The 15259-nt window shown below is 30.0% G+C and carries 10 protein-coding genes and 1 pseudogene; 2 read left to right on the top strand and 9 right to left on the bottom strand.

Features of this window, described 5'->3' with window-relative positions; genetic code table 11:
- Window positions 1–303 precede the first annotated feature (303 nt).
- The 5 genes from D2A34_RS14525 to D2A34_RS14545 all read right to left on the bottom strand — a co-directional run bounded on the left by D2A34_RS14525 (window position 304) and on the right by D2A34_RS14545 (window position 7516).
- Window positions 304–2025 (bottom strand): RICIN domain-containing protein, encoded by a 1722-nt coding sequence (locus D2A34_RS14525; RefSeq protein ID WP_147357746.1) that lies wholly within the window; start codon window positions 2023–2025, stop codon window positions 304–306.
- Between the two features lie 95 nt (window positions 2026–2120).
- The gene (locus tag D2A34_RS14530) at window positions 2121–4328 is read right to left on the bottom strand and encodes an alpha-galactosidase (RefSeq protein WP_119367125.1); all 2208 of its coding nucleotides are present in this window, start codon (window positions 4326–4328) and stop codon (window positions 2121–2123) included.
- A gap of 39 nt (window positions 4329–4367) precedes the next feature.
- On the bottom strand, window positions 4368–5207 hold the full coding sequence (locus D2A34_RS14535) for a carbohydrate ABC transporter permease (protein WP_119367126.1): 840 nt from the start codon (window positions 5205–5207) through the stop codon (window positions 4368–4370).
- A gap of 14 nt (window positions 5208–5221) precedes the next feature.
- Window positions 5222–6157, bottom strand: a complete 936-nt coding sequence (locus D2A34_RS14540; protein ID WP_079441119.1) for a carbohydrate ABC transporter permease — start codon at window positions 6155–6157, stop codon at window positions 5222–5224.
- Between the two features lie 66 nt (window positions 6158–6223).
- The gene (locus tag D2A34_RS14545; protein ID WP_079441120.1) at window positions 6224–7516 is read right to left on the bottom strand and encodes an ABC transporter substrate-binding protein; all 1293 of its coding nucleotides are present in this window, start codon (window positions 7514–7516) and stop codon (window positions 6224–6226) included.
- A gap of 464 nt (window positions 7517–7980) precedes the next feature.
- On the opposite strand from D2A34_RS14545, the gene D2A34_RS14550 reads away from it, so the two are divergent.
- Window positions 7981–8832, top strand: coding sequence for an AraC family transcriptional regulator (locus D2A34_RS14550; RefSeq protein WP_079441121.1), 852 nt, complete (start codon window positions 7981–7983; stop codon window positions 8830–8832).
- Between the two features lie 23 nt (window positions 8833–8855).
- A pseudogene (locus D2A34_RS14555) lies at window positions 8856–9098 on the top strand (manganese catalase family protein); the annotation flags it as partial.
- Between the two features lie 153 nt (window positions 9099–9251).
- Here the strand turns inward: D2A34_RS14555 and D2A34_RS26795 are convergent.
- The 4 genes from D2A34_RS26795 to D2A34_RS14570 form a co-directional block, all read right to left on the bottom strand.
- Window positions 9252–9416, bottom strand: coding sequence for a hypothetical protein (locus D2A34_RS26795; protein WP_169896838.1), 165 nt, complete (start codon window positions 9414–9416; stop codon window positions 9252–9254).
- A 271-nt stretch (window positions 9417–9687) separates the two neighbouring features.
- Complete coding sequence (locus tag D2A34_RS14560) at window positions 9688–12618, bottom strand: helicase C-terminal domain-containing protein (RefSeq protein WP_119367127.1); 2931 nt, start codon at window positions 12616–12618, stop codon at window positions 9688–9690.
- A gap of 335 nt (window positions 12619–12953) precedes the next feature.
- Entirely contained in the window at window positions 12954–13904 is a 951-nt protein-coding gene (locus tag D2A34_RS14565) for an ABC transporter substrate-binding protein (RefSeq protein WP_182629395.1), read from the bottom strand.
- Window positions 13905–13933: 29 nt separating this feature from the next.
- A complete protein-coding gene (locus D2A34_RS14570; RefSeq protein ID WP_119367129.1) occupies window positions 13934–15016 on the bottom strand; it encodes an ABC transporter substrate-binding protein in 1083 nt (360 codons plus the stop codon).
- Window positions 15017–15259: the final 243 nt, after the last annotated feature.

Here is a 15259-nt window from a genome sequence, read left to right on the forward strand (position 1 = left end):
TATTAATTCGATTTTCAGCTTGATCCATTTATTTCATAATGCACCGCATTTTTTCTATTAATTTATATCATCTTTATATACTTATATAATATCATATTAATATTTCAATAAACCACAAAAATCTAAATCACAACTTTTAGATTTTTATGGCTTTGATTGTATCGCTACCCATTGTAGACACTATGAAAATATACAAATTACTTTAACTGTTTAAACAATAGGCGTATGTTTTAATATAAAACACCTCCAAATGTTATATTTTATTGTAACATTTGGAGGTGCACTTAAATATTTATTTCTGAATTACGAAGTTACAATCTGCCACTGTTGGTTGTAACCACCTGTACTGATCCACTGCAAAACATTAGCACCGTCTGCTGTTGACTTGTTATCTACATCCAATAGTTTGCCGCTGTTTACATTTACTAGATTGTAATATCCATTTCCTAAATCTACAATATTCCATAACTGATTTTTCTGTCCATTATCAGTCCACTGTATGACGTCAGCTCCGTTTTCTGTTGAAGTATTGTAAACATCCAACGCCTTTTTACTATTAACATTTATAAGTTTATACCCATTGCCCATGTTTGTAATAACCCATTTTTGATTATTGCCGCTGCCAGTGCTCCACTGTATAACATCTGCACCATCTGCTGTTGAACTATTGTAAACATCTAAAGCCTTTCCACTTTCACGGTTGATCAACTTATATGTTCCTCCAGACACAATACCAGAAGTTGCTGGAGTAACATAGATACGATATCCTGAACTATTGTTGCAACCTGTTAATGGTACTGTAATTTGTCCATTCACAACTGGATAATTAGATGTTGAGATTGTTGATGGCCCAGAGGATACAGTATCCTTGCTTACCCAATCAATTTTCTCTACCTTAACTGATGCTGTGGATCCGATAAAGGATGGAATGTTTTTAAATGTTGTACTTATAGTACCGTCATTTGGTCCTCCAAAAATAAAACTTATGAACTTGCTATTGGAATCAACACATGCAGCTCCATCTACAAGATTACTGTCATCATTTGGAGGTGTTACATTAACCATTTTTCCAGACATATCTCCGTACCATTTATAGAAATACCAGCCTGCACCCTTTTGCGTGTCAGTAGCAAGAAGACTTCCTAATCTACCTGGAGTCGGAACAAACCACCAAGTTATACATGCACTTTCAACCTTATAACGCTCAAATTTCCCTATAAAACGTGCTGATGATCCTGGCTGCCCTTCAAGGTTATGATCAGCATCACAATATTCGTTTATACTAATTGGTAACGCGCTTATCCCCAAGGAATTTTCCAATTGTCTATAATCTCTTAAATTCGGTGATACTCCTGCTATTCCACTAAGCTCATGCCAGCTAATTATATCAGGAAGACAATTGTTTGTTTTACAGAAACTTAAGAAGCTGCTCAATCTAGTGCGATTATAATAGCTGTAGCAAGGGCCTATGATTTTAGCCCCTGGATCATTTGCACGAATAGCATTGTAAGTCTGCTTCCACATATCATTGAAATCTCCGTTAGCAGTATTCCAAGTACCATCAGGTTCATTCCAGATTTCATAACCATAATAATTGTTACGACCGGATGCTTTCTTATCAGCGATAAATGAATTCACCTGATTAAGCCAGCTTGTCATACCTGGCCATTGGTATGGCCAGCCTGGAAGCATATCTGCCAGATCAATTGACACCTTAGCACTTTGAACTGAGGCAAGTTTTTCCGAAACAGGTATAGCAGCACCAAAGCTATGCTGGTTTCCAGATCCACCTCGGGACGGATTTCTCATTACATATGGTTTAAGTGGAGCTACGAGACCATTAACATCCGCCGGTTTAGTTTCAGTGATTCCATAAAGTGAACCACTTGCACAATGTGTTGCATCTCTGAGTACATTTGTACAATCTACAGTCATAGAGTTGCCTGTCGCTGCTGATATTTTTGAAGCTGGAGCCATTGCTAGCATCATACTTAAACATAATGCTGTTACTAAAACTTTTTTCATATACATAACCTCCTGAATTTCTTTAATTTTTTCTAAATTGTAAGATTTACTTAATTTTGAAATCATACTGTATCTCCTTTGATTTCAAAGGAGATCTATGCTTCTTTTAAATAATATAAAACTGATGTAAAGTCTCCATCCTTGCTGCAAAAATCTTCTTGTTTTACTGGAATTCCAGCATACATTAATTCGTCACCAAAAAATACATTCTGTTTATTATCATTAATATTGTATTTCTTATTTGAATCTAACCCGTGCAATTTAATTCTCTTAAAACCGTCATTTGCCGTATTTAATATTTTATAATATCCAACCAAGGCCTCGCATTTATCTTCTGATACAACCATCCAAGAATTTATATTATTTTCAAAAGGGCTTACTAGTCTATAAAAAGTCCCTTTTTGTATTAATTCTCTTTTTTCTTTCATAAATTCAACTTGTTTTTTTACCAATGCTCTTTCTTTTTTGGATAAATTATTTAAATCTAGTTCATATCCAAAAGCTCCAAAGTATGCTACATTTGCTCTAGTTTCAAGAGGAGTTGTTCTAATCACCTGTTGATTTGGCACTTCTGATACATGGGCTCCCATGCTGCTTATAGGATATACAAATGATGTTCCATATTGTATTTTCATTCTTTCAACTGCATCTGTATTATCACTTGTCCATCCTTGTGGAGCATAATAAAGTATTCCTGGATCGAATCTTGCACCACCACTTGAACATGATTCAAATAAAATATATGGGAATTCAGATGTTAATTTTTCATATAATGAATATACACTCAAAATATATTCGTGCATTACCTTCCCTTGATTTTCTGCCGTTTTAGCTACGCTGTAGCATTCAGTCATATATCTATTCATATCCCATTTTACATAGGATATTGAAGCTTCGCGTAATACTTTTGACATAGCTTCATATATATAATCAACTACTTCTTTTCTAGAAAAATCTAATATATATTGATTTCTACAATGAGATGCTGATCTGTTTGGTGTATGAATAATCCAATCAGGATGATTTCTATATAAATTACTATCTTTATTAACCATCTCAGGCTCAAACCAAAGCCCAAATTTCATTCCCATTTCTTCTATTTTCTTAGAAAGTCCAACTATTCCATCTGGAAGTTTCTTAGTATTTACGTACCAATCTCCAAGACCTGCCTTATCATTATTACGTTTTCCAAACCAACCGTCATCTAATACAAATAATTCTATTCCAAGATCTTTTGCAGTTTTAGCAATATTAAGTATTATTTCTTCATTAAAATCAAAGGTTGTAGCTTCCCAGTTATTTATTAATATTGGACGTGATTTATCTCTCCAATATCCCCTAGCTAATCTAGTTCTATATAATTTATGATAAGCTTTGCTCATTCCATTTAATCCCTCATCAGAATAAGCCATTACAACTTCTGGAGTTTGAAAGCTTTCATTTTCATGTAATATCCATTCAAACATATTTGGATGGATTCCTAACATAATTCTCGATGTGTTATGAGTATCTACAAGTACTTCACCTAAAAAATTACCACTATAAACTAAGCTAAAACCATAAACTTCACCTTGAAATTCAGTTGTATTTGGCCGTTTTAATGCTATAAAGGGATTGTGTTCTGCACTGCTTGTGCCTCTTAAGCTATAAATTGATTGGATTCCTTGTTCTAGCTTTTTATTTTTCACATGCCTTTCTCTACTCCAAGCACCTGCTAAATGTACCATTTCATAATCATAGTCTGGCAAATCTAAACTGCAGCTCATTGCTTTTGTTAAAATAATTTCTTCTTTCCCCTCATGCAGAAATTTTGCGTTTCTTGTTATAATAGGCAGCGCCTCATAAATAGTATAGCTTAGCAATAATCTTGTTTTTATGATCTTATCGTACAATATTATTTCTAAGGTTTGTGCTTCAATTTCATTTTCTACATAGGTTGCAGGAAGTTTTTCTAGTTTCTTTTTACCTTTAAAGATGTTATAAGCCTCAAATTCAAAATTAGTTATCCTGCTTCCATTTTTCTGCTTTATTTCAAAGGCAGGGTATCTAAAATCTGTTGTTCCATAAGAGGGATATTCTTGTCTTGTATGTTGCAGCGAAAAGTTCGTATCACCTTCAAATACATATGCTGCTAAGGGGCGCATGCCTCCTTCAAAAAGATATGAAAAAGATTCTTTGTGATGAATTCTTTTCCCATAATATAGATTTCCCAATTGATTATTGTCCAATATTTTTATGATATAGCTGATGCTGCTATTATATAAATGAAATTCTCTAGATTTTTTATTAAATTTTATTGCCATATTACTTCCTCCTATGCATTTCTATTAATTATTATTAAACTAAAGTTTTCCTCCGGAAGTTGCAATACCTTCGATGAATTGCTTTTGGAATACAATATATATTGCAAGCATTGGCCAAATAGCGAGCACTGAAGCTGCCATAAGCTGTGGATAATTAACTGAATATGCACTTTGAATTTTTGCAAGTGCTGATGATAAAGTCGCTGAATCAGCACTTGAATTAACAATTAGAGGCCACATTAAATCTTTAAATGCAAATAATGCTGTAAATATCCCAAGTGCCACCAAACCTGATTTTGTTAGAGGTAACATTACTTTCAAAAAAGTTTGTCCTATATTGCATCCATCTAATCTTGCTGATTCTTCTAATTCCTTTGGAAGTCCCATAAAAAATTGCCTTAATAAAAATGTACCAAATGCACTTACAAGTCCAGGGAAAAGAAGTGCAAATACTGTATTTCTCATTCCAATTTTATCTACCATTAAATATTGTGGAATTATGAAAAGTTGAACTGGAACCATCATTTGAAATAATACTATTCCAAATAAAAAGTCTTTTCCTGGAAATTTCAATCTTGCAAAAGCATAAGCCGCCATAGCACTAAATGATACAGAACAAACTATTCTTAAAATCATCATTGCAAATGTATTAAAATATAATGTAATGAAACTATTTTGTCTTATTGCCTCTAAGTAATTCTCAATCTTCCACTCTGCTGGAAAAAATATAAATGGATTCATTGAAGTAGATTCTGAAACAGTTTTAAAGGATGTAAGCAGCATCCAAGCAAATGGTAATATCATAAATACTACTCCAAGAATTAAAAATAAATGTATAAATAACTTTGAAGAATTTTTTTTATTTTTTATACTAGTCATAATGATCCTCCTTTCTACATGTAATTAACCCATTTCTTTTGAACTTTCATTTGGAACACTGTAATCATCATAATAATAACAAGAAGTAACATTACAATAGCTGAGCCATAGCCTTTATCTGCATATTTAAATGAACTGTTATAGAATAAGTAAACTAATGAAACTGTTTTATCATATGCAGGGCTGGTTACATCTATCATCATATAAATCACATCGAATACCTGCATTGCTTGAATTATGCTTGTGACAACAACGAAAAATAGCGTCGGCGATACTAGTGGTAATGTAATATTAAAAAATTGTCTCACTGGTTTAGCACCATCAATACTAGAAGCTTCATAATAATCCCTAGGTATTTCTTGAAGTCCTGCAATAAGTAATACCATACTGTAACCAACTGTACTCCATATTCCTATAATTGCTATAGAATAGAGAGCTATGTTAGGATCATCAATCCAATTTACAGGACCAATTCCAATTTTAGATAACATATAATTAATAAGTCCGAATTGATCGTTATATAACCATTTCCAAACCATAGTTACTGCCGCTGGAGCTGCAACCATTGGAATAAAATATATTGTTCTATACATACCTTTTCCTTTAATTTTAGAATTTAATAATACAGCTAAAATCATTGCAATAATTACTGTCATTGGAACAACTATAACTGTGTATGTCAAAGTATTGCCTACTGAATGCCATACTTGAGCATCTCCAAACATCTTTTTATAGTTACTTAAACCAACAAATATATTTCCTTTCCCAAAATCACCACTCTTAAAGAAACTTAGATACAATGTTTCAATAATTGGAATAATATTTAAGATTATAAGTCCAATAATGGTAGGAGCAACTAAAGCATATCCCCATTTCCATTCATTTACGGTTTGTTTAGATGGCTTTTTCGTATTTATTTTTGTATTTTGTGCTGTTATTTCTTTTACCATAAATTCATCTCCTATAAAGATATTTTAAAAATTACGGCAACATGTATTTGTCGCCGTAATTAACTCTTATTTTTCTTCTTTTAAGCAATCATTCATCATTTTGGCTGTCTCTTTACATGCATCTTCTACTGTCTTCTCTCCAGTAAATGAACCTTTTAATAATTCATAAGCTTTATCTTCCCATTTTGCAGTAGTATTAGAATATGGTCTTATCTGTGCATATTTAACCATATCAATAAAGCATTTAATATTAAATGTTTTATTAGAATTTACCCATGCATCTGCAGTTCCATTGTATGCTGAAATTGCAACTCCAAGCTCAGCTTGTTTTGTTTGCCCTTCTTTTGAACTTAAATATTCAACCCATTTCCAAGCCTCATCTGGATGTTTTGTATTAGCTGAAATTGCATTTCCAAGTCCATTAAATATACTAGCTCTCTTTCCATCATTTGCTGAAGGTAATACTGCAACATTGCAATTTTTAGACATATAATCATTTGATGCAAATCCACTTAAATTCCACGAACCAAATAATCCCATTGCACATAATCCATTTTGCATTGCTTGTCCACGTGCTGCATCATCAAAAATCTTAGGTGATAAACCATCGTTAACAAATTTAACATAGTATTTCATTGCTTCTATTGTTTTAGGATTATCATATCCTGATTCTTTTTTATCAGTTATGATTGTTCCACCATTTTGATATACAAAATTATAATATCCTTCTTGATTATGAAGTGGTGCTAAGAAACCATACTGCTTACCATCACCAGTTGTTAATTTTTTAGCTGCTTCATATAGTTTGTCCCAATTCCATGTTTCATCTGGATATGAAATTCCTGCTTTATCAAACATTGTTTTATTATACCAAAGGCCTATTGTATCGTAATCTTTCGGAACTGCATATTGTTTATTATTTTGATTGTATATTTTTACTAATCCTTCTGGATAATTTGATAATTTTACTTCATTACTCTTATTAATCTTATCAGTCAAATCCATAAGCATGTTGTTAGATGCATATTTATAAATTTCATTTGAATGCATCCAGAAAGTATCTGGAAGAGATCCTCCTGTTGCTGCCGCTTCAAGCATTGTCCAATAATCAGCCCACCCTACAACTTGTAAATCAATTTTTATACCAGAGTTTTTTGATTCAAATTCATCTGCCATTTTTCTAATACCCTTTTCTTGATTTGAATCCCAAAGAGCATAAGTAATGTGTACATCTCCCCCACTAGATGCTTTAGATGCATCTTGTCCACTAGTTGCTGCTGTATTTGAGTTGCCGCATCCAACTAAACCTGTAACAGCCATCATACTAGTTAATAATAAAGAAATAATTCTCTTTTTCATTAATAATTCCCTCCTATTTGTATAAAATCAAATTTGAAAGCATGACTTTATATTTAATATATAGCTTATTACACTAATATTAAAAATCTAATTTTACGTTTTTCATTTCACCTAATGTCACTATATCTTTTAATTAACAACAATTTTGTAATGCTTTACAAAATAGCCAAAAACTATTAATATAGAATTAGTATATTATTTTTATTATTGAATTTTTTAAGCTTTGCTTTTCAAGCTTATTATGTTTATTGACCTTAATGTTCATATATAACCATTTCCTTCCTTTCCATGATTAAATTCTAACATTTAAATGAAAACAAATACATAGAATATAAAAGTTTAAAATATACACTTTTGCTATATTATTCAATCATTGTTCAATAATGGACGCAAAAGTATATATTCTACCTTATATTAAGAAAATATATTCTCTATAAATTTTGCCGAAAGGTGGTATAAAACTTATGTCTGATTTTAAAAGCTATATATTTAACAATATTAATTATGTTGATATTATTCTTTACCAATTTGGTTCAGAACGCTGTGATTCTCTACATTCTTTTGGACCAACTGTTAAAAATCATTATCTTTTTCATTATGTTTTATCTGGAAAAGGGAAACTTTACTCAATTAATGATCGAACTAATAAAACCTCCACCTATACCATAAAGGCAGGCGAAGGTTTTTTATTAACTCCTAACATAATAAATACCTACGAGGCAGATAAAGATGACCCATGGAACTATATATGGATAGAATTTGAAGGCTTAAAAGCTGAACGATACTTAACCGAAATAGGAATATCAGGAAAAAATCCCGTATATATACCAAAAGAATATAATTCCGAGAACTCTATTATAGATAATTTTAGATTTTTGCTAGATAATCCAAGTGCACCAGATTCAGCTATACTTGGACATACTTATCTGCTTTTTTATGCCCTCTTAGAAAATTCTGCTTCTAACAATATGAATAAAGCTGCTACCCTTCAAGAATTCTATGTTAGAGAAGCTATAAATTATATTGAAAAAAACTATGACAATAACATTTCTGTTGAAGATATTGCAAAATGGTGCAACTTGGACAGAAGTTACTTTGGAAAAATATTCAAAAGTTCTATGAAGACTACACCTCAAGAATTTTTAATAAAATATAGACTGTCCAAAGCCTGTGAAATGCTTAAATGCAATAATGCATCAATTAAAGAAATTGCTGAACTCACAGGATATCCAAACCAATTTTATTTTTCCAGAGCTTTTAAAGAGGTCTATGCTATGTCTCCACGGAAATGGAGAAATGAAAATAAATCATTCTAATGTACATTTATCGTCATTTACTGGCACAAGCAAATCCATGGACAGCAGCTTATATACAAGCAAAAGGCGATGTGATTGCAGATTTACATGAAGATTTAGCAGCTGAACAAAAAGCTAGAGCAACTTATGAATGGTTAATTAATTTAACTGATGAACCACAAATCAAAGAAATTTTAAAATTCTTAAGAGAAAGAGAAGTAGTTCATTACCAAAGATTCGGTGAATGCTTAGAGCATGTTCAAGATGTTGTGTGCATAAAAAAATAAATACTATTTATTATATAACCAAATTATATAATAAAAGACTGCCCTAAAATCAATAAATTTTAGGGCAGTTCTTATATATTTTTTCTTTGAAATTATATTTCAAAGGATTCATTCTAATTCATATTGTCAGTTTTTTCAGTTTTTTGCTTGACCTTAGCTAAGTTGCTTCTCTAATTGTTCTAAATCTCTTATAACCATATTTATTACTTCTATTTTTGATTTAGCATATTCATTTTTGGGCAACCATTTTAGTCCGCTTTCTAAGCATTCCTTAGTACTTCTATATTCTTGTAATAATTGTGTTACATTCTCGACCATACCCTACACTTTCCTCTCTTTATGTCTTGCACTATGCAATTTATATATATTTCTAAAATCGAATCTTTTCTATTATTACCTCCTTAACTAAAATTATACTTAAGTTTTTAACTACATATAAATGTATATAACTATTTATCTATATTATACCATATATTGCTTATTTTTTAACACTTTTATATTATTTAATTAATATTTAAAACAGGATTCCTCATAGATAATTAAACTCATACTGTGATATAGTGCCTAACTTGAAAGTAATTTAAAACATTTAGATCTTGCCATTTAACTTAAAATTAATATTTTCAAAATAATATTCTCCATTATCAACTTTACTTAACTCCCAAAACAACTTATGTTTTTTAGCTTCATTATTGAATTCTTCTTTCAAATCTCTATTGTTTTTCTTGATACTATTTATAATCGTATTAATATTAGTTCTCTTCCAATTATTATAGTCAAACTCCATTTCATCAAGTATTTTAATTGTTGGTACAACTTTAATACTAGGACCATTTAAATCTCTTTCTAAATTTCTTATGGTATATGTGTTTTGGCCTGGATCTAAGATTATAAAATACCCATAATCAAAAGTGCTTCTAATTAGCCTTCCATATATTTGCTTCATTTTAATACAAACCTGAGGATAATTAACATCCTGATACCCTTTTTTCTGATATGTTGTTATTGCTCTTAAAATAGGAAATTCAGGGCTGTAGTTAGGAATTTTATCTAACATTACACAGCTTAGTGCATCACCTGGTACATCTATTCCTTCAAAGAATCCCTTACTACCTAGGATAATAACCTGCCTATTTTTATCATTTAATACAGCAATAGATTTTTTACTAGTATGAACCTCTATTTTGGTTCCTCTAATAAGCACTTCTAGTTCTTCATTTACAGCCGTTCTTCTGGCATTGTTATTAAATAGAACAAGAATATGCCCATTAATTTTTTGAGATATATTAAATATAAATCTTGCAACATTTTTAATATATGATGGTTCATCATATCTTCCAACATCATTTAATGCAAAAATTTTCGTTCTTCGCTTTAGATCGAAGGTTGGAGGTATTAAAAATTCCTTTGCTTTTTCCTGACCTAAGTGTTTTTTTATTTTATTAAAAGAGTTTTCAATTTTAAATGTCGCTGATAAAAAGGTTGTGCTCTTAACATCTTTAAGCATATGCTCATTAACTAATTCCCCAACATTTAATGGAATATTTCTAAAATAAAACTCTTTATACTCAGCATTTACTTCTAATACCTTTGCATAAAATACAGAGCTTTCTAAAAATTTATCCAAAATGTCGAAATTAGACTTAAGTTTTGCTATATAATCTGATAAATTTCTATGATCATTATCGCCATTAACTTCATCATCTAATGTGATATTTGAAACATAATCATTTAAAATTTTATATAAAGGATAGATACTTTCTTTTAACATAGATATTTCCGGACCTAGTGCTTTTGTCATTCCTTTTAAATCATCTCTGGGAATAAAAAATTCAGTAGTAAAATTATATTCCCCACTAACCAGTCTCATACTTCTAAAATCATTTAATAAAATATTAATATTAATATTGATTTCATTAACTAAATATGTAAGTTTATCTTTTTCTATGGTTTCCCTATATCCATAGCTAGCATTTAGATTTAAGAGCATAGCTAAAATGCTTGGATGCCCTTTCTCAATCATATCCAATAATTCACTCAAACTTGATGAAGAGAATTCCTCCGCAAAAAAATCATAACACTTTTCCATCAAGTTATGACCTTCATCTATTATAATATGATTTATCTTCTTTTTTTCTGAATATGGCCAGCATGCTAAAAGGGAATGATTTATTACTGTTATATTTTCTTCTGGAAGTTCGTTATATCTTTTCCTTAAGAAGCAAGGTCGTATACACTTTTCAAGATTACATTGCTCACTATCACAATTAATTTCATTGATGTATTTATCTAATTCAAAATGCTTCTGAGCAGAATAATTTATACTTTCTATATCCCCGTAATTACCATTCTCACTGAGCCTTCTTAGAAAAAGCAGTAATAAATTTTCCTTTTCTCCTATAGTTAGACTTTCACATTTGTTAATTCTTTCTATACAAAGATAATTACCCTTCCCTTTCATAGCTCCATAATTCAACTTATCATTTAGCATGAGCTTTTTAAGTATGGTTGGTATATCTCTTTCAATTAGTTGATTCTGCAGTTCTTTTGTATTTGTAGATATAATAAAAGCTGCATCATCTTTCCTATTTTTCTTCTTATTTAAATAAGTTTCAATAGCTGCTATTATTACATAAGCAAAAGTTTTACCACTGCCAGTTGGTGCTTCGATAAATATTCTTTCGGATTTTTCAAAATTTTCTCTAATTCTCTTGGAGAATTCTTTTTGATCTTTCCTATACTGGTAACCAAAATCTCCACCATTATTCCAGATTTCTTCATTTTCAAGCAGATTTTCAAACTGTGAATAATCTATGGTAATTTTCTTTAATTCATTTTCAATCATTTTATTTTCTTCATAGTTTACATATTCATAATTATCAAGAGTAAGGAATGGAGGTTTTAATAAATATTTAGTCCATGGCCACTTTTTCAAATACATATATTCTTTTATTATCATATTATACAATGATTTATTTCTCTTTGTACTTCGTTCTTCTCTATCCCATTGCCTTAAAAGAAGAGAATTTACCACTTTTAATGTATCAATTGAGTCTGATAATCCTCTATGTAACTCATTTTTTCTTAAATTTGTTATTTCTCTAATTAAAGCATCTAAATTATATTCTTTTCTCCAAGGCTCCAAAATCGCCGCAAATTCCATAGAGTCAATTATCTCATTTTTTATTTCCGGAATATGAAACCCAAGAAACTTTCTTTCAAAATTTGCATTATGACATATCAAAGGTAAATCTTCTAGAAATTCTGCAACCTCTGATCTAATAGCATTTAAACTCTTAGCACTTAACAAATCTTTTTCATTTAAGCCATAGCAAAGATTATAAATACTAATAGGTACCCGCCCTCTTGGTCTTATTAAAGTTTCATAAGTAGTTATAATGCCATCTTTAATTTTAATTGCACCAATTTCTATAATTTCCGAACTATTTTCATCAAGTCCAGTTGTCTCAATATCTAAATATATCACATTGTCTAAAATACTATTTAATCCTTCTAGCATATTTTCTCCTATTTATGTTGTACAGTTAAATACTTCTTTGCCAAGAAAATTCTTAAAGTAAACTTCCAAAAGTGAGCATGCTTAAAATAATATATTTACTTAGAAAATTCGCCACTTCTTCACTTTTTAATTTATTCATAATTAATTTCTTTTTATCTTTTAACTGCATTTTGCTCACCTTACAATTAATATATAGTTTAATTATTTCTGTAAGTAATTATATCATAGTTTAAATAATTAAACTTCAATTGATTTTTTTTACGGTTAAAATCTACAAAGGATTCAGTACATCCTATTGGAAAATGATTAATTCTTACATTCTATTAACACAAAATTCATCTTAACAATTTTTTTAATGAATAAATATTATTTTCCCTTATGAATTTCCAACCCAGCCATTTAATTTTAGAAGTTCTTGGTATATTATTTTTAACTAAAGAAGAAGCTGATAAATAAAAGGATTTAGCGATAATATTTCCAAACTTTTCTTTAGAAATAACATTATATATTTCTCTTGATGTCTCATTTAGTGATTTCTTCGAAATCAAAAACATAGGACTAATTATTGCTCCATCCTCTGGCCAAATAACCATTATTGATTTAACTTTTGGGCAAGCCTTAGCAAAAATCCAAGGTATTATATATATTGCTGCTCCATCCTCACTAGCATTTCCTGCAATCCAAGCCATTTTAGAGCCATGCCAGGTATCCTTCACATTTAATTTTATTTTTGAAATTCCTTTCATCCCAAATTCTTTAAATATATAAAGTAAGAGTACAAAAGATATCTTTCCTTTTTCTCCATTAACTATTATTTGATTCCGATAACAATCCTTTAAAAGATCCCCTAACTTTGTTGGTATAGGTCTATTTCCAAGTTTATTTTTATCTATTAAAAAAACATATGGTGTTGCCGCGAAAATTTCATAAATACCTTCAGGATCAATACAGCCAGACTTATCAAATATTTCATTGATTTGCCCATTGTTTTTAGAATAAAATACACCCTTTTTTATAAAGTTTTCAATAAATTCATCATCAAATATTTGTTCGAATCCTACACTAGTAATAATATCTGGTAAATATTCTTCATTATTTACTTCAATAAGTTTTTTTCTCATATACTTTGCATTAGAAGGCAAAACAACTTTGAAATTAACACTTTTCCCTTTATTCTTCTTAATTTTATAAGCACTTTCTAACATCAATTCATTTAACGAAGGATTTAATGTCATTGCTACATTTCCTATAAAGTTGATCTTTTCTTTGTTACCATAATCAATCATATTAGTTACTCCTTCATACATAATGTGATTTATTTATGTGGATGCATTATATCTTTTAATTCTTCATCATTAATTTCATACTTATAATAAGTCTTATAAAAATTTTTCACTTCATTTTCGATATTTATATCTTCAAATAATTCTGGATGAAATATTTTAGCAGCCCATAAAGGTTGTAGAGCTCCATCTGCACTTCTAGCAGACCATACATTTACCCCTTTAGGATTTACATATACTTGTTTTTCTTTAACAGCTGTTATATCTTTCCACTTATCATCATTTAAAATAGCATCTTTATTCTTATAATCTCTAACAATTATTATTTCTGGATCCCACTTGATGACTTCCTCCATAGACACTGTAGCACTTATTTTTTCTACTCCGCCTTCTGCTGCCACGTTAGCACCACCTGCAATATTTATCCATGATGTAACAATAGATTCTTTTCCTTCTGTGCTAAGAGGATTATCTGTGACGTAATATACTCTCTTTTTTTGTTCATTAGTTAACTTATCAGTTTTTGAAGTAATTTTATTTATATTTGACTCATAATATTCTGTAAACTCTTTAGCTATTTTGCTTTCTTTTTCTCCAAGAATTTCTCCCATCAAAGTAATTCCCTTTTTAAATTCTTCATTAGTAGAATAAAATAAAATCACATAAGGAATTCCAACTTCATCTAATTTCTTTTGTATTTCTTCCGTACCACTCCATAAAGTAACTACATCGGGCTTGGCCTTTAAAAGTTCTTCAACATTTATTCCTTCTTTAGAAAAAGGTTCTGGCAAGTTACTAATCTTAGGGAATATCTTTGTTACCCATTCATTTGATTTTAGTGCTGGTAATGTTGTTACAATTTTTGACTCCGCTCCTAAAAATAACATTAACTGATTTTGTGCTGCACCATTAGAGCAAACTCTATTTATTTCCTTTGGAAGAGTAACTTTTCTACCAGCCATATCTGTTACCACACGAGTAGTCTCCTCGGTACTACTTTTATCTTCAGTATTTTTTGTCTTACTGCATCCACCTATGAACATACTTAAAATCAGTATATAAACAACTACTATACTAAAATTCTTTAAATTAAATATAAATTTATTTTTTTTCATATTTATTCACCTCATTATTTTTTACTATATTTTTTATTTAGCTTAGTGATTCACCTGGAAGCATTTTATAGAATAAAAAGCACCAAATAACAAAGAAAACTTTCTTTACATTAGTGCCCATCATGAGCTTTATTTCGTATAATTATACTTTTAATACGTATACGCCAAAAGGACACTAGTATGAAACTAGTGTCCTTCTTTGAACATTTTAAATTATCTATTACTCATGTTTCACAAAATTTA

The sequence above is a fragment of the Clostridium chromiireducens genome (assembly GCF_003575225.1).
Classification (GTDB): Bacteria; Bacillota; Clostridia; order Clostridiales; family Clostridiaceae; genus Clostridium; species Clostridium chromiireducens.

What these genes read in the sequence shown, in the direction of transcription:
- D2A34_RS14525 (WP_147357746.1), bottom strand. Translation starts at nt 2,025, where the DNA reads ATGAAAAAAGTTTTAGTAACAGCATTATGTTTAAGTATGATGCTAGCA.
- D2A34_RS14530 (WP_119367125.1), bottom strand. Translation starts at nt 4,328, where the DNA reads ATGGCAATAAAATTTAATAAAAAATCTAGAGAATTTCATTTATATAAT.
- D2A34_RS14535 (WP_119367126.1), bottom strand. Translation starts at nt 5,207, where the DNA reads ATGACTAGTATAAAAAATAAAAAAAATTCTTCAAAGTTATTTATACAT.
- D2A34_RS14540 (WP_079441119.1), bottom strand. Translation starts at nt 6,157, where the DNA reads ATGGTAAAAGAAATAACAGCACAAAATACAAAAATAAATACGAAAAAG.
- D2A34_RS14545 (WP_079441120.1), bottom strand. Translation starts at nt 7,516, where the DNA reads ATGAAAAAGAGAATTATTTCTTTATTATTAACTAGTATGATGGCTGTT.
- D2A34_RS14550 (WP_079441121.1), top strand. Translation starts at nt 7,981, where the DNA reads ATGTCTGATTTTAAAAGCTATATATTTAACAATATTAATTATGTTGAT.
- D2A34_RS26795 (WP_169896838.1), bottom strand. Translation starts at nt 9,416, where the DNA reads ATGGTCGAGAATGTAACACAATTATTACAAGAATATAGAAGTACTAAG.
- D2A34_RS14560 (WP_119367127.1), bottom strand. Translation starts at nt 12,618, where the DNA reads ATGCTAGAAGGATTAAATAGTATTTTAGACAATGTGATATATTTAGAT.
- D2A34_RS14565 (WP_182629395.1), bottom strand. Translation starts at nt 13,904, where the DNA reads ATGATTGATTATGGTAACAAAGAAAAGATCAACTTTATAGGAAATGTA.
- D2A34_RS14570 (WP_119367129.1), bottom strand. Translation starts at nt 15,016, where the DNA reads ATGAAAAAAAATAAATTTATATTTAATTTAAAGAATTTTAGTATAGTA.